Annotated in this window: 20 protein-coding genes and 1 tRNA gene; 11 read left to right on the forward strand and 10 right to left on the reverse strand. The window is 69.3% G+C overall.

Features of this window, described 5'->3' with window-relative positions; genetic code table 11:
• Window positions 1–113: 113 nt before the first annotated feature.
• Window positions 114–1,337: a hypothetical protein gene (locus J7E25_RS03125; protein ID WP_214867925.1), complete on the forward strand. Its 1,224-nt coding sequence runs from the start codon at window positions 114–116 to the stop codon at window positions 1,335–1,337.
• Window positions 1,338–1,980: 643 nt separating this feature from the next.
• On the opposite strand, the gene J7E25_RS03130 is transcribed toward J7E25_RS03125, so the two are convergent.
• The 4 genes from J7E25_RS03130 to galU form a co-directional block, all read right to left on the reverse strand.
• Window positions 1,981–2,056, reverse strand: a tRNA-Ala gene (locus J7E25_RS03130).
• Between the two features lie 69 nt (window positions 2,057–2,125).
• Window positions 2,126–3,148 carry a hypothetical protein gene (locus J7E25_RS03135; protein WP_214867926.1) on the reverse strand — a complete coding sequence of 341 codons (1,023 nt, stop codon included), beginning with the start codon at window positions 3,146–3,148 and terminating at the stop codon, window positions 2,126–2,128.
• 51 nt (window positions 3,149–3,199) lie between these two features.
• A complete protein-coding gene (locus tag J7E25_RS03140) occupies window positions 3,200–3,868 on the reverse strand; it encodes a GNAT family N-acetyltransferase (RefSeq protein ID WP_214868165.1) in 669 nt (222 codons plus the stop codon).
• On the reverse strand, window positions 3,865–4,764 hold the full coding sequence (gene galU, locus J7E25_RS03145) for a UTP--glucose-1-phosphate uridylyltransferase GalU (protein ID WP_214867927.1): 900 nt from the start codon (window positions 4,762–4,764) through the stop codon (window positions 3,865–3,867). The genes J7E25_RS03140 and galU overlap by 4 nt, the downstream gene beginning before the upstream one ends.
• Before the next feature lie 81 nt (window positions 4,765–4,845).
• On the opposite strand from galU, the gene J7E25_RS03150 reads away from it, so the two are divergent.
• From J7E25_RS03150 to mscL, 3 genes are read left to right on the forward strand one after another with little or no spacing between them, the layout of a single operon-like run.
• Window positions 4,846–5,424, forward strand: a complete 579-nt coding sequence (locus J7E25_RS03150) for a 5-formyltetrahydrofolate cyclo-ligase (RefSeq protein WP_214867928.1) — start codon at window positions 4,846–4,848, stop codon at window positions 5,422–5,424.
• Window positions 5,425–5,455: 31 nt separating this feature from the next.
• On the forward strand, window positions 5,456–5,806 hold the full coding sequence (locus J7E25_RS03155) for an FmdB family zinc ribbon protein (protein WP_214867929.1): 351 nt from the start codon (window positions 5,456–5,458) through the stop codon (window positions 5,804–5,806).
• A 34-nt stretch (window positions 5,807–5,840) separates the two neighbouring features.
• A complete protein-coding gene (gene mscL, locus J7E25_RS03160) occupies window positions 5,841–6,308 on the forward strand; it encodes a large conductance mechanosensitive channel protein MscL (RefSeq protein WP_214867930.1) in 468 nt (155 codons plus the stop codon).
• An 11-nt stretch (window positions 6,309–6,319) separates the two neighbouring features.
• Here mscL and J7E25_RS03165 read toward each other — a convergent pair whose 3' ends face one another.
• Window positions 6,320–6,532 carry a hypothetical protein gene (locus J7E25_RS03165; protein ID WP_214867931.1) on the reverse strand — a complete coding sequence of 71 codons (213 nt, stop codon included), beginning with the start codon at window positions 6,530–6,532 and terminating at the stop codon, window positions 6,320–6,322.
• A complete protein-coding gene (locus J7E25_RS03170) occupies window positions 6,529–10,299 on the reverse strand; it encodes an AAA family ATPase (protein ID WP_374196188.1) in 3,771 nt (1,256 codons plus the stop codon). The genes J7E25_RS03165 and J7E25_RS03170 overlap by 4 nt, the downstream gene beginning before the upstream one ends.
• A gap of 122 nt (window positions 10,300–10,421) precedes the next feature.
• Here J7E25_RS03170 and J7E25_RS03175 point away from each other — a divergent pair, with 122 nt between their 5' ends.
• Complete coding sequence (locus tag J7E25_RS03175; protein WP_214867933.1) at window positions 10,422–10,730, forward strand: rhodanese-like domain-containing protein; 309 nt, start codon at window positions 10,422–10,424, stop codon at window positions 10,728–10,730.
• Complete coding sequence (locus J7E25_RS03180) at window positions 10,727–11,017, forward strand: metal-sensitive transcriptional regulator (RefSeq protein WP_214867936.1); 291 nt, start codon at window positions 10,727–10,729, stop codon at window positions 11,015–11,017. The genes J7E25_RS03175 and J7E25_RS03180 overlap by 4 nt, the downstream gene beginning before the upstream one ends.
• Window positions 11,018–11,048: 31 nt before the next feature.
• Here J7E25_RS03180 and ald read toward each other — a convergent pair whose 3' ends face one another.
• Window positions 11,049–12,146 carry an alanine dehydrogenase gene (ald, locus tag J7E25_RS03185; protein WP_214868166.1) on the reverse strand — a complete coding sequence of 366 codons (1,098 nt, stop codon included), beginning with the start codon at window positions 12,144–12,146 and terminating at the stop codon, window positions 11,049–11,051.
• A 129-nt stretch (window positions 12,147–12,275) separates the two neighbouring features.
• Between ald and J7E25_RS03190 the strand changes: the two genes are divergently transcribed.
• From J7E25_RS03190 to J7E25_RS03210, 5 genes are all read left to right on the forward strand, one after another.
• A complete protein-coding gene (locus tag J7E25_RS03190; protein WP_215009731.1) occupies window positions 12,276–12,794 on the forward strand; it encodes an Lrp/AsnC family transcriptional regulator in 519 nt (172 codons plus the stop codon).
• 78 nt (window positions 12,795–12,872) lie between these two features.
• Window positions 12,873–13,919: an ATP-dependent DNA ligase gene (locus J7E25_RS03195; RefSeq protein WP_214867938.1), complete on the forward strand. Its 1,047-nt coding sequence runs from the start codon at window positions 12,873–12,875 to the stop codon at window positions 13,917–13,919.
• 146 nt (window positions 13,920–14,065) lie between these two features.
• Complete coding sequence (locus J7E25_RS03200; protein WP_214867940.1) at window positions 14,066–14,248, forward strand: hypothetical protein; 183 nt, start codon at window positions 14,066–14,068, stop codon at window positions 14,246–14,248.
• Entirely contained in the window at window positions 14,245–14,517 is a 273-nt protein-coding gene (locus J7E25_RS03205) for a hypothetical protein (RefSeq protein WP_214867942.1), read from the forward strand. Before J7E25_RS03200 ends, J7E25_RS03205 begins: the two co-directional genes overlap by 4 nt.
• A 48-nt stretch (window positions 14,518–14,565) precedes the next feature.
• The gene (locus J7E25_RS03210; RefSeq protein WP_214867944.1) at window positions 14,566–15,234 is read left to right on the forward strand and encodes a TMEM175 family protein; all 669 of its coding nucleotides are present in this window, start codon (window positions 14,566–14,568) and stop codon (window positions 15,232–15,234) included.
• A gap of 24 nt (window positions 15,235–15,258) precedes the next feature.
• Here the strand turns inward: J7E25_RS03210 and J7E25_RS03215 are convergent, their stop codons facing one another.
• From J7E25_RS03215 to J7E25_RS03225, 3 genes are all read right to left on the reverse strand, one after another.
• Window positions 15,259–17,508, reverse strand: a complete 2,250-nt coding sequence (locus J7E25_RS03215) for a TIM-barrel domain-containing protein (RefSeq protein ID WP_214867946.1) — start codon at window positions 17,506–17,508, stop codon at window positions 15,259–15,261.
• The gene (locus tag J7E25_RS03220) at window positions 17,505–18,638 is read right to left on the reverse strand and encodes a glycoside hydrolase family 15 protein (RefSeq protein ID WP_214867948.1); all 1,134 of its coding nucleotides are present in this window, start codon (window positions 18,636–18,638) and stop codon (window positions 17,505–17,507) included. Before J7E25_RS03220 ends, J7E25_RS03215 begins: the two co-directional genes overlap by 4 nt.
• A 69-nt stretch (window positions 18,639–18,707) precedes the next feature.
• Window positions 18,708–19,952: a sugar ABC transporter substrate-binding protein gene (locus J7E25_RS03225; protein ID WP_214867950.1), complete on the reverse strand. Its 1,245-nt coding sequence runs from the start codon at window positions 19,950–19,952 to the stop codon at window positions 18,708–18,710.
• Window position 19,953: the final 1 nt, after the last annotated feature.

Here is a 19,953-nt window from a genome sequence, read left to right on the forward strand (position 1 = left end):
CTCACGCGACGGGAGATTCGGCAGCGCGCGCCCGCCATCCTTCGGGCATGACTCCTAGAAGCGATGACGAACTGAGTGCTGACTGCGCTCGTTGCGTGCGTTGAGAATGAGGCATGCGCTTACCTCTCAATGCATCGCAGCTCGCCGTTCTTGGCTGGATCAGGGACGGCTGCCCACCTGAGAGCATCCCAGTCCCGACCTACAAGCAGTCGGCGAATACGCTTCGTGATCGCGGGCTCATCGAGCTCGACCGTAGGCGCGGTCGATGGCGCGCCGAGATCGTTGACGACGGCCGCTACTGTCTCGAGCACGGCGCCTATCCACCGGACCCGAGCACGATCGGCCGAAAGGCAACGAAGGCGCCAAGCCACCTTCAGGACCCGGCACCGGACAGACGCGATACGCCCTCCCATCCAATCAACGATGCGCCGACACCACCTCCAGTCGGTAGTCCGCCAGCGCGTGACGCGTCACCAGGCGAGGTCGCGCTGGCAACCGAACTTCGATCCCCACACCCGGCCGTCAAAGCGATCATTGACGATCAAGGTCGGCTGGACGTCCCGAAAGAGCTGCGGCGCCGTGCGCTCCTGCTGCTGCATAGCATCGTGCGCGAAGCAATCCGTCGCGGTTGGACGGTCGAGTCGGCGACCCGTCCGAGCAGCGACCTCGCGACAATCAACGCCGGGCACCAGCCGGTCGGTATCCGCCTCAAAGGGCCGCAGAAACGAGTCCCGCACGTGAAGACCGCGAAAGAGATCGCCGACGACAAGCGTTGGTCGCACTCGTGGGCGCCGCGGTACGACTACCTCCCGACAGACAGGCTCAGGCTCGAGCTCCGCCCAGGCAATTATTCGGGCACAAACGTGGAGGACAGCATTCGTACCCAGGTCGAGCGAAAACTCGATCAAGTCTTCGCACTGATCCAGAAGGCGTCCGACGATCAACGAAAGCGGGAAACGGAGTGGCGACGTCGCCAGCTCGAGCAGGCACAGGCCCAGCAGATTGCCGCCGAGCGGAGCGCCCGCGGGCAGGCTTACGGCACCTGGGTGAATTCGCTCGATGAGCTCCACGCGGCCTGGCAACGCTATGCCAGCCTGCGACAGCTCCTCGTTGACGCGCGCTCCGAGCTCCGAACGGTCGAGGACGAAGCACGGCGCGAATCGCTGACGCAGTTCCTAGCTTGGGCCGAAGTGCACCTCGAGATCGATCACCCTCTGACCGCGATGAACCTCCCGAACGGAGAGCCGGTTCTCGGCGACTATCAAGACTGGATCTGGACGCAGCGCAAGGCCACGCCCCAGAATGTCTGGCAGGCGTTCACTGGTGGCCTTCAATAGCGCGTCGAACCCCTTCAACGAAGGCGGCTCGCCAGTTCCCTATCGGGAAAGGAATCGGCTCGTCGTGAAGCAGCGGCAGGCCTGCCGTCCGCATCGGCTCGGCTCGGCTACGAGCTCATCAACCTTGCTGTGGCAGGCTTCGGTGCCATACCTCAACGCATCAGTGAGTGCTTCCGGCCGTCAAGTCAGGGATCTCATCCGGCAACAAGTCGCGAACGTCAATTCGTAGCGCCTGTGCCAGCGCGATCAGGGTGAACAGGCGCGGGTTCATCGGCGTGCCCGGCTTCGCTGTCCCGCGTCCACGTCGACCTCACCATCGGGGCCGACTACATTCGCGGCTGGCTCGAACTCCTGAGCAACCCCTACGAGCTCTACAAGAACGCCAGCAACGAATTGCGCCGACGCCTGAACCAAGCGATCTTCAAGCGCATCTTCGTCCTCGAGGGTGGACGCGTGCAGTCCGAGCTCAGCGAACCCGCCCGCGCGCTTGTGGAGGCTCAGATGGCCTGGACAGCCGCAGGGGGTCTGATGGCACAAATAGAAGAGGCCGACGCTTCCGCGGCAGCCTCTTCTGATTATGATTTCAATCCGCTCCCGGAGGGAAGCCCCACCTACCATGTCAATGGTTGGAGTAAGCGGCGTTTGGTGGACCCAGGGGGATTCGAACCCCCGACCTTCTCATTGCGAACGAGACGCGCTACCAACTGCGCCATGGGCCCGAGCGAGAAAGAGCCTATCATTTCCCGGCGGCTGGTTCGCACCAGTGCTGGTCGTGGTGACCCGCCGGCTCACCCGGCCTGCCGACGACGGCGGAGCACCGCGTCGAGGTCGTCGAAGGCCGGCTTCGCGTCGCCGACGATGCCCATGCCGGCATAGGGATTCGCGGATTCGAGCGCTCGGTGAGCACCCTGCCCTGCCGCGCTCACTGAGCGCTGGGCGACGGATGCCGCGGCCGGCGCCGGCGCGGCCGTCGGCGTGATGTCGGGCACGTCGGGCTCGAGCTGTGCCGTGCGGCGGGTGATCTCGGCCTCAGACGCCGACCGCTTCAGCTCGGCGGCGGCTTCGATCGACGCCATCGCCGTCGCGGCGATCGTGCCTCGAGACAGGTGCAGCGGACGCGGCAGCGGCTGCGGCGTCCATCCCTCGGTGGCGGCCGGCTCTTCGGGCAGCTCGATCGGCTCGAACGAGACCGCCTCGCGCTCGACGGAGACCGGGACGACGGCGCGGGGCACCCGGCGCTTCGCGAGGCGCACGATGCCAGAGAAACCGAGCACCATGCCGAGGCCGCCGGCAGCAGGCACGAGGAGCGAGCCGCCGAATGCGGCGGCGATGAGACCCGCGACGGCGACCACGAGTGAGGCGAGGAACGTGAGCGAACAGAGGGCGCGCTTGCGGCGCAGGGCTCGACGCGCCGCGGCGGCGCTGGCGGGCGTGATCACCGCGATGGGTTCGGTCACAGGATGCGCGGCGATCGCCTCTGCGGCGAGCTCGCGCGCGGCATCCGCTGCCCCCTCTGCGGCGCGCCGTTCGGCGATCGCGAGGTGCTCGGCGGCCTCGGCCTCGAGCCGGGCGGTCGTCTCGTGCTCGTGCAGGATGCGCTGCTGCGTCGCCACTTCTCGCGCGGTCGCCTCGAGGCGCACCGGCTCGGGCATCTCGGCCGTCTCGGCGAGGATGCGCAGCGTCTGCTGGAGCCGCACCGCGTTGCGCTCGGTGGCGAGGTACTGCCGCCGGCGCAACCAGCTCGGCAGCAGGTACGTGATCCAGAGCGCAGCGGCCGCGGCCACGAGAACACCCCCACCGATCACGTCCATGGGACAACGCTAGGTCACCGCGAGCGGAAGGCCCCTCTCGCCGCGGGCGTGTCAGCGATCGGCGATCGGCAGCGGGTACGCGGAGGCCGCCCGGTCTTCGGCGGTGACCCGTGCGGCGTCTTCGGGGACGCGCCCTTCCCGCCACCTGCGGAGCACGCCGCGGGGCACCTCCTCGGCGACGAGGGCGAACGCGAAGTGATCGCGCCAGTCGCCGTTGATGTGGATGAAGCGGCGCCTGAGGCCTTCGTACCGGAAGCCGAGCTTTTCGACCACGCGCAGCGACGGAGCGTTCTCGGGCCGGATGCAGATCTCCATGCGATGCAGGTGAAGTGACGAGAAGCAGTAGTCGGTGGCGAGGGCGACCGACACCGGAGTGATACCGCGCCCCGCGACCTCTTGCGCGACCCAGTACCCGATCGTGGCCGACGAGAGCGAGCCGAACGTGATCGATGAGACGTTCAGCTGCCCGACCAGCTGGCCATCGTGCTCGATCACGAACGGCAACGCGTTGCCCGATCGAGCGTGCGCCAGGAGATTGCGGATGCTGGCCCGCGCGTCGACCACGGATCCCCCGCCCGGGTACGTCGCCTCCCACTGCCGCAGCCAGCCGCGGTTGGCGAGCAGCACCTTTTCGAGGGGTTTCGCGTCGCGAGCACGGATCGGGCGCAGCGTGACGTCGCCGTCGCGCAGTGTCGGAAGCACCGCGGTGGGCACTGTCAGGGCCTGTCGAAGGACTCGACGTACTCGGCGAGCCAGGGCCGGAGGTCGGGTCCGAGATCCTCGCGGTCGGACGCGAGCTGGATGACGGCCTTGATGTAGTCGAGCTTGTCGCCCGTGTCGTACCTGCGGCCGCGGAACACGACGCCGTAGACACCGCCCGTGCCCTCGACGTCGCCCGCCATCTCCATGAGGGCGTCGGTGAGCTGGATCTCGCCGCCCTTGCCGGGAGGCGTGCGCTCGAGGATGTCGAACACCGCGGGTTTCAGCACGTAGCGGCCGATGACGGCGAGGTTCGACGGCGCCAGCTCGGGCGCCGGCTTCTCGACGAGGCCGGTGACGCGCACGACGTCGGGGTCGTCGGTGGCCTCGACCGCTGCGGCGCCGTACATCTGGATCGACGCGGGGTCGACCTCGAGCAGGGCGACGATGGTGGCCCCGCGCTTGTCGTGCTCGTCGAGCATGCGCGTGAGCAGCGGGTCACGGGCGTCGATGAGGTCGTCGCCGAGGAGCACCGCGAACGACTGATTGCCGACGTGCTTGCGGGCGCGGAGCACCGCGTGGCCGAGTCCCTTCGGATCGCCCTGACGCACGAAGTGCACGTCGGCGAGATCGCTCGACTCCTTCACTCGCTCGAGCTTCTTCTCGTCGCCCTTCGACGCGAGGCTCAGTTCGAGCTCGGTCACCCGGTCGAAGTGATTCGCGAGGGCGTTCTTATTGCGCCCGATGATCATGAGCACGTCGTCGAGCCCCGCGGCGACCGCTTCTTCCACGACGTACTGGATCGCGGGCTTGTCGACGACGGGCAGCATCTCTTTCGGCATCGCCTTCGTGGCAGGCAGGAAGCGCGTGCCGAGTCCGGCTGCCGGGATGACGGCCTTCGTGATCCGATCAGTCATGCAATTCAGCGTACCGGGAAGCGGATGTCGCCAACCCGCCGCCGCCCCGGATTCCTCGCCGATCAGCTTAGGATGTGTGCCATGCCCGACGATCCGGACGTTCAGAAGCGCGTGCTGCGCGCCGAGCTCCGCGAGCGCCGCCAGAACATGCCCGAGCACGAACGCGAGCTCGCGACCGAGGGATTCACCGCACGGCTCGAGGAGCTCGTGGGTTCGACCGGCGCCGAGTCGATCTCCTGCTACCTGTCGATGCCCACCGAGCCGAACACGCGCCCGTTTGTGAACTGGGCGGAGGCGCGCGGCATCCGCGTGCTCTTCCCGGTCACGCGTGAAGACGGCCTGCTCGACTGGACGGTCGGCGAAGACGAGACCGAGTCCTTCGGGCTCCACGGCGTGCCCGAACCGGGCGGCGAATTGCTCGGCCCCATGGCGATCAACGACGTCGATCTCATCCTCGTTCCGGCCGCGGCGATCGACGCCACCGGCATGCGCCTCGGCTGGGGCAGGGGCTATTTCGACAAGACCCTCGGTTCGATGGGAAAATGTCCTCCGGTGTACGCCGTCGTCTTCGACAGCGAATTCGTCGAATCGGTGCCGCGCGAGGTACACGACCAGCCCGTGAACGGCATCGTGACCCCCACCCGCATCATCGCGTTCTGAACTTGCACCGCCCGAAACCGGAAGATTCCCCATGCCCACGTATTCCTACCGTTGCACCTCGTGCGACAACGCCTTCGACATCCACCAGGCCTTCAGCGACGACACCCTCACGGTGTGCGAGGTCTGCGGCGGCCGGCTCCGCAAACTCTTCAACACCATCGGCGTGACGTTCAACGGGTCGGGCTTCTACCGCACCGACTCTCGCAACAACGGCGGCTCCGGCGGCTCCGAGAAGTCGGGCAGCTCCGAGAAGTCGGGCAGCTCCGAGAAGTCGGGCAGCTCCGAGAAGTCGAGCACCTCGTCGGGCTCGTCGGGCTCGTCCGGTTCGGGCGCCTCAGGCGGCGCTTCGGGCGGAGCCGGATCCTCGGCTAGCGTGGCATAGGTCGCCGGTCGGCGACTCGAATCGAGGAGGGGCAGTGCTCAAGGGCTTCCGGGATTTCATCATGCGGGGCAACGTCATCGACCTCGCGGTCGCCGTCGTCATCGGCGCGGCATTCACCGCCGTCGTGAACTCGCTCGTGACGAACATCTTCAACCCCCTGATCGCTGCGATCTTCCGGGCCGACAGCCTCGACAGCGCATTGGTGCTCAGGCTTCCGACCGTCGATGGGGCCACCGCCGACGTCAAATTCGGCGCGGTCATCGGCGCGATCCTCACGTTCGTGATCGTCGCCGCCGTCGTCTACTTCGTCTTCGTGCTGCCGATCAACACCGTGAAGAAGCACGCCGAAGAGCGGCTGAAAAGGGGCGCGACACCCGATTCCACCCAGCCCGAAGCAGAGACCGAGCTCGTGCTCCTGGGCCAGATCCGCGACCTGCTCGTCGAGCAGCGCAGCGGTGCGCTCGTCGAATCCAGTGCGGCGGGCAAGCACCAGCAGTACTGAGCCTGCGCCCCTCAGCCCCAGTGCGGCGGCCGTTCGCGGTTGATGCGGTCGTCGTCGGCGGATGCCGCGCGCTTGCGCTTCGGCGCGCGCTCAGCGCCCTCGGTGCCCTCGGCGCCCGGCACCGGCGTTTCGGGCGAGGGGTCCGATCCGGGTGCGGGCGTGAGCTTGGCACGACGCGCGCCCCCCGGCGCACGCTCGACCCGCTGGCGCGGCTTCTCGGTCATCCGCGTGCGGTCGCGGCATCCGCGGGACGCTCGACCTCGGGCTTGCCGAGGAGCGCCGCGACCCGCGTGGCGACCGCGTCGGGGTTGCCGAAGAGCTCGAAGCTGTGCACCCGCAGGTAGTGCCAGCCGAGCCGGCGCAGCACGTCGGGACGGAGTCGTAGCGACTCCCGCAGGCTGAGGCCCGCGAGGGCGTCATCCGTCTCGACGACGACCGCCTTGCCCGCGTGCGCCGCCGCGAGCGCGAGGCGGCCACGGTGGCCGACGCTGACCCGGATGCCACGTCGCTCGAGCCTGGCCGCCAGATCATGCAGCATCGACGAGCTCGGAGCGGGCGCCGGTTGCTCAGCTGCGCGTTCCTCGGTCTGCGAGAGCACGTTGGCGAGCGCGAGCACGCCGTGGCTCTGGCGATCCTCGTCGATGTCTTCCGGGCGGAACGCCGAGACGAGGTCCATCGAGCGGCGGGCGCGGGTCACGCCGACCGCGAGCAAGCGGTCGCCGCCGGGTTCGCCGAGCGAGCCGAAGCTCGAGAGCAGGCGGCCGTGCGGGGTGCGGCCGTAGCCGACCGAGAAGATGACACGGTCGCGGCTCTGCGCCACGGCCTGCTCGAGCGTGAGCACGGTGAACGGCTCCGCCCGGTCTTTCAGGATGAAGTCGGAGAGATCCGTGCGCTTGGCGAACGCGGCGAGCACGGCCTGGTGCACTCGCGCGGCATGCCTGGCGCTCGCCGTGATCACCATGAGCGACTCGCGGGGGCGCTTCACGGCGTGCTCCATGACGAGCTCGACGACCTTCGCCACCTCGGAGTCGATGCTCTCGACGGTGCCGGTCGTCGGATCGGGCAGACCGTTGCCCTGCACGTAGTGCAGGCCGAGGCTGCCGTGCCCGAGGAAGCTGCCCGCCCACGGCAGCGAGACGATGCGCCCGGCATAGAAGCGGTTGTTCACGAGCTCGGCGAGGTCTTCGCCGCCGGCTCGATAACTGCGCGTGAGGGTGAGCGTCGGGAGCAGCTCGCCGAGGCGAGCGAGCGCGGAGTCGGCGTGCAGCGCGTCCACGCGGTGCTCGGTGGCGGCGCCGTCTGGGCGCTCGAAGTCGGCGATGGCCGTCTCGAAGAGGGTGGGGGTCTGCGTCACGGGATCGCCGAACGCCACGACCTGCTTCGCCCTGCGGATGGCGCCGAGGTTCTCGGCGATCGTCGTCGCGCCCGCGTCGACGAGGATCACGGTGTCGAACGAGATCGAGTCGTCGATCGCCGCGACGTCGTATGGGGAGGCGAGCCAGACCGGAGCGAGGGCGCGGAACAGGTGCGGGGTCTCGGCGTGCAGGGCGGCCGGCCGCACGCGGTCACCGCGCAGCATCCGCTTCAGCCGATCGGCCTCTTCGGGATGATCGAGGAGGGCGACCTTCCAGTTCTCGGCGAGCCGCCAGGCAAGCTGCGGACCGGCTGCCGAGGCGTGCGCCTCGTCGACGAGCCGGAAGTCGGCCTCGAGCCGGTCGAGCACCGTGGTGTTCGCCCCGAGGAGTGCCTTGTCGCTTGCGAGCATCGACTCGAGCACCGATTGCCACCACGCGAGCTCGAGCTCCGCGGCGACGGCACCCTCTGGCACGTGCCGCTTCGCGAGGTCGAGGAGCAGCGGGTCGAGGCCGAGGTCGCGCAGGCGCGAGAGCACGGCGGTGCGCTCCTGCAGGTTCGTGAGCACCTCGGACTCGGCGGCGAGCCCCGCGAGCGCCGTGACGAGTTCGCGCACGGGTCGCGCCGCGAGCTGCCGCGGCGTCGCGACGACGCCGAGGGGTCCGTCGAGCACCTGCAGGTCGCTCGCCACCGTCTGGAACGCGACATGCACGTCGTCGATGCCGACCGGCACGCCCGGGATCGCGCCCGCCTCGGAGTACCGCTGCCAGAGCGTGCGCTGCTGCTGAATGCCGCGGAGTGCGCCGTTGAGGTCGGTGACGTGCACGCCGGGCCGAACGTACTCGAGCGCGAGGCGGCGCAGCCGGCGTCGGTTCGCACCGGACATGCCGGGCGAGTCGCGTCGCGAGGAGGTGGCGGCGATGAGCTCGCCGAGCGGTCGGTCGTAGACCGAGGGCTGGAAGCGATCGAGCGTCTCGCGCACATCGAGGAGGAGACGGAGGAACACCCCGAGCTCGGCGACCGACTCGAAGGGGCGGAGCCGCGTCTGGGCGATCAGGGCCCGGCCGCGTTCGAGGAGCCGGGGCAGCTCGATGTTGCTGAGTCGCTTCGCGAGCTCGTGTGCCGTGGTCGCCTCGAGCGTCGAGGTGAATGAGGCGCCGTACCAGGGCGAGTCGCTCGGCCCGTACCTGAACTCGCCGAGCGCGGCGGCGCGCACGAGGTCGCGCGCGACGGTGTCGCGGCCTTCGGCGAGCGCCACGAGCGAGGCGTGGTCGAGGCGTGCCGTCGTCGACGGCGCACCGGGCACGAGGGCGAGGCGGGCGAGCTCGCTGAGCGCGTCGAGCACCGAGACGCGCAACTCGGGGTCGCGCCGCGTGAGCGACGAGCGATAGTCGAGCAAGACCTTCCGCAGTCGCACGAGGGCGTCGTCGACGTCGGCGACGCGCGGCCGATCGGCCTTCTCGTTGCGAGAGATCGACTGGATGAGCTCGCGGCGGAGCCCGGCCGTCGTGACCGCGGCACCTCCGAGGCCCACTTGGCCGAGCCGGTGCGCGATGCCGTCGAGGCTCGCCCGTCGTGAGCCGACGACGAGCACGCGCTTGTCCTTCGCCACGAGGGCGCCGATCGCGTTGACGATCGTCTGGGTGCCGCCCGTGCCGGGCAGGGTCTTGACCACGAGGGAGGCGCCCGACTCGATCTCGGCGACCGCCTGCTCCTGTTCGGGGTCGGCATCGAGCAGGAGGGTGTCGGTCGAGGGCGGGCGCTCGTCTTGCGCGACCGGACGCGCGCGCTCGGTTTCGACCGAGAGGGCGGCACGCGCTGCAGGATTGCCCGCGATCGCGTCGATGACGGGATGGTCGAGATGCGTGGCATCCGCCGCCATCGCCGGGCCCACCTCGGCGAATGACGAGACGACGAGCCGCGGCGCGACGTGGAACCACGGCAGGTGCGACGTCAGGCCGCGCAAGCGGTCGATGACCGGCTGCGGCTTGAACACGCCGTTCGTGATCGCGAGCGCGACGAACGCCTCGGCGTCGAGCGTGATCTGGAACTGCTCGCGCAGCTCACGCGCGAGCGCCGGGTTCAGGTAGGGCTGGCCCTTGAGCTTGAGCTCGAAGTCCCGACCGTAGCGGCGGATCGCGAGCGGTCGCAGGAGCACCGGCGCGAGGTACTCCTCGCCGGCGTTGCGCCACGAGGCGAGGCCGATCGCGAGGTGCACCGACTCGATGCCGCGCACGGAGCGCAGCTCGATGCCCTTCTGGGTGATCTCGGCTGCGGCCAAGCGGGCGTTCCGTAGCGCGAGCTCATCGCGGATGAGGCTCGACAGCAGGGTCGACTTGCCCGTGATGAACTGCGGGAGGCCGCCCGGATGCGTCGTCGAGAGCTCGATGCGGGTGCGCGGCGAGTCCGCGAAGCGCACGAGGGGCGAGCGACCGCCGACGGCCGCGAGCTCGCCCTGCCAGCGGCGCCACACGGGCTCGGCGACATTGCCTGCGACGAGCTCTGGGTCGCCGAGGCTGAGGCCGTTGGGGCTCGTGATGTCCTGTCGCATGGGATCCGGTGTCAGTTGGTCGGCTGCGGCATCCGTCTCGGAACGGAGGATCTCCCCCTCGTCATCGTTCCGATCGAGCCGCCACACACCGACACCATACGGCGAATCCGGCGGAATCAATGGAGCATCGCCGCGCTCGGCCTCGTTTCGATACCCCGTGGGTATCGTGATACGGTCGCCACCGCCGCACTCACCAGGAGGCCACCACGATGCATTCGATCTCCCCCGCCGACGCCCACGCGATCGACGACGCGTTCATCCTCGACGTGCGCGAGCCCGACGAGCTCGCCCAGGCGCGCATCGACGGCGCGCTCCACATCCCGCTCGGCGACCTCGTCGAGCGGCTCGATGAGGTACCGCGTGACCGCACGGTCTACGTGATGTGCCATGTCGGCGGCCGCAGCGCGCAAGCCGCGCAGTTCCTCGAGGCGCAGGGGTTCGACGTCGTCAACATCTCGGGCGGCATCCTCGGGTGGTATCGCGCCGGCCTGCCCCTGACCCTCGGCGGCGCCGAGTGAGCCCGACGCATCCGACGCCCGGCGACGCGCAACGCCGCGTCGCCAACCGGCTGAAGCGCGCGCGGGGCCAATTGAACGCGGTCATCGATGCCGTCGAGTCGGGCAGCGACTGCCGCACCGTCGTAACGCAGCTGGCGGCGGTCTCGAGCGCGCTCGACAAGGCGGGCTTCACGATCATCTCGAGCGCGATGCGCGAATGCCTCAGCGACGATGCCGCCCTGGCACCCGATGGCAAGGACCGCCTCACCGTGGCCGAGCTCGAGAAGCTCTTCCTCACACTTTCCTGAGGCGCGCGGGCCACGCGCCTGCCTCGACCGGTTACGCGCTCGCGAACTCGAGGCCGTGTGCGAGCGCGACGCCCGCGTTCGTGAGTCGCCCGCCGGTGGCGTTCAGGCCCTTCGCGAGCGCCGGGTCGGCGTCGAGGGCGGCCTTCCAGCCGAGGTCGGCGATCTTCAGCGTGTAGGGCAGCGTCGCGTTGGTGAGCGCCGGCGTCGACGTGGCTGGCACCGCGCCCGGCATGTTCGCGACGCAGTAGAAGATCGCGTCGTGCACCCGGAACGTCGGCTCGGCGTGGGTCGTGGGGCGCGAGCCCTCGAAGCATCCGCCCTGGTCGATGGCGATGTCGACGAGCACGGCGCCCGGCCGCATCGCGGCGACCATCTCGTCGGTGACGACCTTCGGCGCGGCGGCACCCGGCACGAGCACTGCGCCGATCACGAGGTCGGCGTCCTGCACCTGGCGGGCGATCTCGTAGGGAGACGAGGCGAGCGTGCGGATGCCGCCGCCGTACCGGACGTCGATCTCGCGCAGTCGGGGCAGGGAGATGTCGAGCACGGTCACGTCGGCACCCATGCCGTGAGCGGATGCCGCGGCCTGCTCCCCCGCGACGCCGCCGCCGATCACGACCACCTTGGCCTTCGCCGTGCCGGGCACGCCCGCGAGCAGCACGCCGCGCCCGCCGCGCGAGGCGTGCAGGTGCGCTGCACCCTCTTGCGGCGCGAGTCGGCCGGCGACCTCGCTCATCGGCGTGAGCAGCGGCAGTGTGCGGTCGGCGAGCTGCACCGTCTCATAGGCGATCGCCGTGGCACCCGAGTCGAGGATCGCTCGCGTGAGCGGCAGGTCGGCCGCGAGGTGCAGGTAGGTGAAGAGGGTGAGGTCGGGGCGCAGGAAGCCGTACTCCGACGCGATCGGCTCCTTGACCTTCAGCACGAGCTCGGCCGACCACGCCTCGGCAGCCGTGCCGACGATCGTGGCGCCGGCCGCGAGGTACTCCGCGTCGAGGTATCCGGCGCCGATGCCGGCACCCGCCTCGATCGCGACCTCGTGACCGCGCTGCGACAGGGCGTGCGCGCCGGCGGGCGTCATCGCGACGCGGAACTCGTTGTTCTTGATCTCTGCGGGCACGCCGATGCGCATGGTCACTCCGAATGCTGTGTGGATGAGTACCTCCATGTTCGCTGCTTGTTCGTCATCTGTGAAGTCTCGCCGTACAGAATTCGGTAGAGTGGCGGCATCCGTTGCAATTGTTCGGAAGGACACCCTCTCGTGGTCGATCTGCCGCAGATGAGCGAACCGGCCCCTTCGGGCACCGCGCCGATCGTGCTCGATGCGATCGACCGCGCGATCATCACTCGCCTCCACGAGAACGCCCGCATCCCCAACATCGACCTCGCGCGCGCCGTCGGCGTCTCGCCGTCGACGTGCCTCGCCCGGGTGCGCTCCCTCCGCGAGCGCGGCGTCATCACGCGCTACACCGCCGAGATCAACCCCGCTGCCCTCGGCTTCACCCTGCAGGCGCTCGTGAGCGTGCGAATCCGGCCGGGCGCCCGCCACCTCATGGAGCAGATCTCCGACGAGCTGCGCACGCAGCCCGAGGTGGCGCAGCTCTTCTTCCTCGGCGGCGCAGAGGACTTCCTGATCCACGTGCGCGTTCGCGACAGCGAGCACGTGCGTCAGTTCGTGCTGAACAACCTCTCGGCGAACCCCGCCGTCGCCCTCACCGAGACGAAGCTCGTCTTCGAGCACCACACCGCCCTGTCGGCAGGGCTTCGCACCGTGCTCTGAGCGCGAGCTCTCGGTCGGCGCCCTGGGCGCGGGGACGAGTACTCGCCGGGCGCGACATCCGGGGCCTATCGTTGACGGATGGCGATCAACCTCAACGTCGCGCCGATGCTCGCGAAGGCCGTGCCGTCGGTGCCCGAGCCCGATTCGGTCGCGGGCGGTCTGGTCTACGAGCCGAAGTGGGACGGATTCCGCGGCATCGTGGCATTCGACGGTGAGCAGGTCGAGATCGGCAGTCGCGGGGCCAAGCCCCTGACCCGGTACTTCCCCGAGCTCGTCGAGGCGTTCACGCGGCTGCTGCCCGAGCCGTGCGTGCTCGACGGCGAGATCGTGATCAGCGCCGGCGCGACCGGCGGGCAACGGCTCGACTGGGAGCGGCTCTCGCAGCGCATCCACCCGGCGGCGAGCCGCGTCGAGATGCTGGCACGAGAGACGCCGGCCATGTTCGTCGCGTTCGACCTGCTGGAGGTCGGCGGCCGGTCGCTGATCGAGCAGCCGTTCTCGGAGCGACGGGCGGCGCTCGAGCGTCTGGTGGGCGGCATCGGTCACCCGATCCACCTGACGCGCATCACCACCGACGTCGAACTCGCTCGCCGCTGGTTCGAGGAGTTCGAGGGCGCCGGTCTCGACGGCGTCGTGGCCAAGCCGCTCGCCGCGCCCTATGCGCCCGGCAAGCGAGTGATGCTGAAGGCCAAGCACCACCGCACCGCCGACGTCGTCGTGGTCGGCTACCGGGTGCACACCTCCGGCAGAGGTGTCGGCTCGCTGCTGCTCGGCCTCTACGACGACACCGGCGAGTTGCGCAATGTCGGCGGCGCCTCCGCGTTCAGCGACGCCCGGCGGCTCGAGCTCATCGACGAGCTCGAGCCCTACGTGGTCCGCGACCCGAACGGCGAGGCGGTCCGCGGCGAGACCGATCGCAGCCGCTTCTCCTCGAGCCGCGACGTCTCGTTCGTTCGACTTCGGCCCGAACTCGTGGCGGAGGTGCGCTACGACCAGCTCGAGGGGGCGAGGTTGCGGCACACCGCGCAATTCGCGCGCTGGCGCCCTGACCGGGAGCAGCGCTCGTGCACGTTCGACCAGCTCGACCGCCCCGTCGCGTACGACCTCGGCGACGTGCTGGCCTGATCGCCGTACTGGCCTGACTCGAGTCAGGAGTAGCACGCGGCTCTCGCCGGGTCAATCCCCTGCCGCGGCGGTGGGCCGACGCGTAGCGTCGGGTGCGGCCGGGCTCGATGGGGAGCACCGGCCACCCATGAGAGAGGGAGCCACCGATGTCCGATCCTGGCCCACTGATTCCGGATGGTCCAGAAGATCCGAACGCGGCGGAGGAACTCGACGCGGCGGTCCACGCCGTCGAGCAGCACCACCGGGCTGAGGAAGACGCTGACCCCGAAGAGCGAGTGGTCGTGCGCGACCCGGAGACCGGCGAGATTTCCGAGGAGCCGGCACAATGAGTTCGATCATCGACCACCCCGAGCACGACGAGCGCCGGCGCGGCGCTCATGGCCTGCCGCCCATCGGCGTCTGGTGGCCGATGCTCGAACGCACCCTCCAACTCGAAGTACTCGAGAACCTGAACGCCCCCTTGCGGTGGTTCGTCGTGCGCCGCATCTATGAGCTCTGCGAGCTCGACGCCGGTCCGATGCCGCGTCTCGGTGTGCGTCTCGGCGAGAACGAGCGCGCCTACATCGCCGGCTGGGCGCACGCCGTCGACTGGAACTGACCGGCGAGTCGGATGCCGCGTGGCGCCGCCACGCGGCACACTCCTCTCGTGGGCACCACAAGGGAATCGGCCGAGAGACACTATCGCCGCGACAGCGTCGAGTTCGCTCGTGCGTTCACCTTCTTCGACGCCGTCTACGCGTTCGCGCTGACACTGCTGGCGGTGAACATCGACCCGACGGACGCCGCCGCCTGGGTGGACCCCGGCACGTTGCTCGGCAGCGGGCTCGGCATCCAGCTCATGGGCTTCGCCATCAGTTTCATCGTGATCGCGGTGTTCTGGCGCGTGAACCACCGACTCGTCGCGGGGTTCCGTGCCCTGACCCCAGGAGTGATCGTCGCCAACCTCGTGGCGATCGCGTTCGTCGTGCTCATCCCGTTCACCACGCAGGGCATCAGCGACGAGGGCAGTAGCGAGGCGCCGCTCGCCGTCGCCGTCTACGCCGTGAACATCTCGGCGGCGATCTTCGCCCAGTCGGCGATGTTCTACGTCGCCAGACATGACGGGGTCCTCGCCGATCCCCTTCCCCGACGTGCCGACTTCGTGAACTTCCTCGATTCGATGACGACGCCGCTGGTCTTCCTCGCATCGATCCCCATCGCGTATGCGTTCGGCGCCGACTGGGGGCGCTTGACCTGGCTGCTGCTCGTCGTCATCGGACCGCTGAGCGGGACCTGGGCGTCCCGACGCGTCGCCCGGATCCGCGCCGAGGCGTAACGCCGTACCGAACCGGCCGAGCGCTCAGCGATCACCCCGGAAGATCGGTGCAAGCTCCGGCCACGCGTCGGATCTTGCATACACCGGCACCTCGTCGATCTCCGTCGAGCGGAGCACGAGGCTCGGCCCCTCGTGCACGTCACCCGTCCACACGTCCACCCACGCCCCGGGCGGCAAGGCGACCTCGTGCTCGATCTCACCCTCGACGACGACCGGTGAGACGAGCAGACCGCGACCGAGCATCCATTGCACCGGATGCGACCACGCGGCATCCTCGGCCGGATGATCGAAGTACACGGGCCGCATCAACGGTGCACCGACCCGTATGGCCTCACGCGCCTCGGCCGCGAGATACGGGACGAGCCGCTCACGCAGGTGGGCGAACGAACGGAAGACCGGGAGGACCCGATCGTCACCGGTTCGCTCGGCGATGTTCCACGGCGTGCGGTCGTGTGACGGCCGCCGGTGGTGATTGAACTCGGAGTGGTACTGCATGATCGGCACGAACACCGCGGCCGCACTGGCACGCAGGTAGAGCTCGGCCGACGGCACATCGCCCGAGAAACCGGCGATGTCCCAGCCCCAGTAGAGGATTCCGCTCGCAGACGCCGACAGACCGGCGAACAGCGACCAGCGGAAGGCCTCCCACGTCGAGTTCTCGTCGCCGGCCCAGAACGCTCCGTGCGCTGCGGAACCCGTGAAGCCGGCACGGCTGAACGTGACCGGCGCCTTGCCGGCTGAACGCAGCAGGTCGCCATACGCCTTCGCATACGCGACGGGGAACCTGTTGTTGCCCTCGTCACCACGCGTGCCGTCGAGGTACTCCAGCTCGCGGCCCCACGCGTGCTCGCCGCCATCGGTCTTGAAGCCGTCGATGCCGACCTCCTCGACGAGGTAGCGGCGCTGCGCGGTCCACCAGCGTGCTGCACGAGGGTCGGTGAGATCGGGCATGAGCGCGAGCGGAAACCACCAGCCGCGATTCCGATACGGACGAAGACCGCCGCGCGCGCCCGGTTCCCGGATGAGCACATTCGCATCGACCGCGGCCCGCGCGTCGGCGGCCGCCTGTCCCTTCGGGTGCGGCCGCATCTTCATGAGCGGGATCTGCCAGAGATGCACGCGCACACCCCGATCGTGCAACTCGTCGACCATGCCCTTGGGGTCGGGCCACGCACCATCGGCCGGGAACGTGAAGTCGCCGAGCCGCGCAGGTTCGCCGTGCTCTCGCACGTCGTAGCGCGCGTCACGGAACGCCGTGAACGTCTGTTCGTCGCTCCAGGCCTCGATCACGAGCGAACCGACGGGGATGTCGTGCTCGACGTGTGCGTCGAGCTCGCGCATGACACGCTCTTGCGTGTTCCATTCGTTTCCGCTCGCCCAGAGCCGGAACACCCAGTCGGGCAACTCCTCGGGGCGGCCCGTCTCATCGAGGAAGGCGTCGAGCACGGCGTGCGGCGTGCCGTCGTAGATGGCGAGGTCGACGGCCGGCTCGCCGTTCGCAGCATCCGTCTCCAACTCGACCACGAGGCGATCGGGTTGCGCGGCGCCCACGTCGAACCAGACGCGCCGGCTCGTGCGCACGTGGAAGCCCCAGCCGCTGCCGCCCACGACGTGCGCGAACGGCATGGGGAGGTAGGTCTTGCGCTCGGCGCCCTGGCTCTTGTACTGCTCGAACACGACGGAGTCGAGGCGGTCGCCGCGATGGTCGAGGGCGTCGAAGCGCTCGCCGAAGCCGGTCACGTGCTCGGATGGTGCGAGCGGCAGCGCGAATCGAACCCGCCGCACGTGTACCCCGTCGCTCAGCACCTCGACCGTGCCGGGCAGCACCCGGCTGGCACCGTGCTGCGTCACCGTCGCATCGGGCGCGCTGGTCCACATCGACGTCGTCGTCTCGAACCAACGAGTGCGCACGTGCGCACCGTCGTCGGTCGAGCCGGCGAAGCGGTAGCGGATGCCGCTGCCCGCAGCCGGAGCCTCGGTCACCACCGTCCAGCCGCCCGCCGCCCGCGCGAGCCGGGCCTGCGCGGAGGCGAGGTGGCCGCCGTCGAGCGTCTGGCCGCGCGACCGGCGGCTCGTGCGGGTGAGCGGAACCCGTGAGGTCTCGACGACACGGTCGGGCGACGTCACCTCGAGCTCGAGGTCGACCGCACCGATGTCGGGCGTCGCCCGCACTCCCAGCGTGAGATGCTCGCCCGCTACCGGATCGACGGGCGAACGCTGCTCGGTGTCGACGGAGTACGGATGCCCCGATCCGAACGGGCGGTGCCGGATCATCGACCGACCTCGGCACCGAGTTCGACGGCGAGCCGCACGAGCATGGCATGGCTCCACAGCAGCGGCGTGGCCACGGTTCCCCAACGCTTCACCCACTCGTCGAATCGATCGGGAGCGAGCAGGTGCGCCCGGACCTGCTCGGGCAGGTCGCCCGACTCGGTGGCGGCGGACGCGGCCCATCTGAAGAGCGACTCGGCACCGGCGGCATTGCCGGCCCTCGATTCGGCGATGCCGAGGAAGCAGGAGAGCAGCGGCCATTGCCCGCCGCCGAAGAACGTGTCGGCGAGGTAGCGGTGCACGCCATCGTCGACGGCCAACTGGCGCCGAACGGCGGCAATCGTTGCCAAGCCCAATTCGGATGTCGCAGGGACGACATCCAGCAGTCCCACGACGGCGGCCAGGCTGGCGTCGACCTCGCGGCTGCCGATCCACTTCGAGAGGTGGCCGTCGACGACGCCGTCGCGGTGGATCCGTTCGAGGATCGCCGCCTCCGCCGATCGGGCGAGTTCGATCCGGTCGGCGTCGAGCACGCCGATCGAGGCCGCTTCCCGCAGGCCTGCGGCGATGCATCCAAGCGTTGAGACGTGCACGTGCTCGGCGTGCTCCTCCCACCAATCGAAGCACGGCCGCTCCCACGATGCGATGAGGTAGTCGACGGTCAGTTCGATGGCGCGGCGCCACGGAGCAGGATCGCCGCCATGACGCCGCACATGCTGGCCGGCGGCCCAGAGCCAGGTGCCGTATCCGTCGAGCTGGAAGTCCCACCAGTCATCGGAGCCCTCTTCACCGGCGAAGGTGAAGCGTGTGCCCAGCATCTCGTGGTCGGCGACGGGCGCTCCTGCCCGGGCGGCGGCGACGATCGCCTCGATGCGCGGTTCCCGTGCCTCGAGCACGGCCGCACACCACGAGAAGAACCGCTCGGCGGATTCGGCTGATCCGGCGGCGGACATCGCGTCGGCGATGAACGCGCCGTCGCGGAACCAGCTGTACCCGGCGTAGGCCGAGAACGACGGGCTCGCAGGATAGGCGCCGCCAGCGTCCTGCAGGCGCTCGATGAGCTGTACGCCGAGTCGTGCCGGTTCGATGAGGTCGACGCGCGGCGTCGACGGCGGGGTGGCCTGGAGGGTCATCCGTCAGCTCTCTGTGTTCTGGGTCGAATGGAGGGCAGGTCCGGGGCGATCGCCGCCCCGGACCCGTGATCAGCCGCCGATCGCGGCGTTGATGCGCTCCTCGGCCGAGGCGAGGGCGTCTTCGACCGACTTGCGGCCGGCTTGGGCTTCGACGAGCTCTTCGGTCATGATGTCCTGCATCTCCTGCTGGCCCTCGGCGACGACCGGCGGCAGCGCGACGCCGTCGAGCGAGTCGAACACGGCCTGACGGTTCTCGGGGTCTCCGAGCTCGAGGTAGCCCGAGAGCTCGGCCTCATCGGAGATCGCCGGGAGCTCCCAGCCGGATTCGAGCCGCGTGTCGACCATGATCTCGCTCGACGTGAGGAACTCGGCGAACTTCGTCGCCTCCGCGATGTGCTCGGAGTCCGCCGAGACCCCGACGGCGTTCGAGAAGAGGGCGCTCGCCTGCTCGGTGTTGCCGGGCTCGACGGCGATGTCCCAACCGAACGGCACGTCCGCGACGGTGCCGAAAACCCAGATGCCGGAGTGCAGCATTGCGAGCTTCCCCTCGGTGAAGAGGTTCGTGTCGAAGTCCGGCGTGCCCTGGCCCTCCTCGATCGTCGGCATGACGGTACCGCTCTTCTCGACGAGCCACTTCGCAGCCTCGATGCCTTCGGGGCTGTTGAACGCGACGTTGGTGCCCGACTCATCGAGGAAGTCACCGCCGTTCTGGGCGAGCACCTTGTAGTACTCGTAGAAGCTCACGGGCTGGTGATCTCCCCAGACGCCGGCCGCCTGGTCGGTGAGCGCCTCGGCTGCGGCCTGTTCCTCGGCCCACGTCCAATCGGAGGACGGGTACTCGAGTCCGGCTGCATCGAAGAGGTCGCGGTTGAAGTACAGCACCACGGTCGAGAACGAGCTCGGCAGGGCGAATTGCGCGCCATCCGTCTGGTAGGCCTCGAGCACCGAGCCGCGATAGACGCCGGGGTCGTCGACCTCGAGCTCGGCGAGCACGCCGTTCGCCTGGTACTGCGCGAAGTTCGTGTACTCGATGTCGAACACGTCCGACGCCGTGCCGGCGGCGAGATCGGTCTGCAGCGCCGTGCCGTAGTCGCCGTATGGCAGCGTCGTCACGTCGACGGTGATGTCGGGGTTCTCGGCCTCGAACGCATCGACGATGGCCTGCAGGTTCTCCTCGTTGCCGCCGTTCGAGATGAAGTTCGTGTAGGTGATGGTGACGGGTCCGTCGTCGCCACCGCCCCCGGCTGAGCAGGAGGTGAGGGCGAGCACGGCGACGCCGGCGAGCCCGATCGCAGTGAGGGGTGTGGTTCGCATG

This window comes from Agromyces sp. ISL-38 (genome assembly GCF_018613935.1).
Lineage (GTDB): Bacteria > Actinomycetota > Actinomycetes > Actinomycetales > Microbacteriaceae > Agromyces.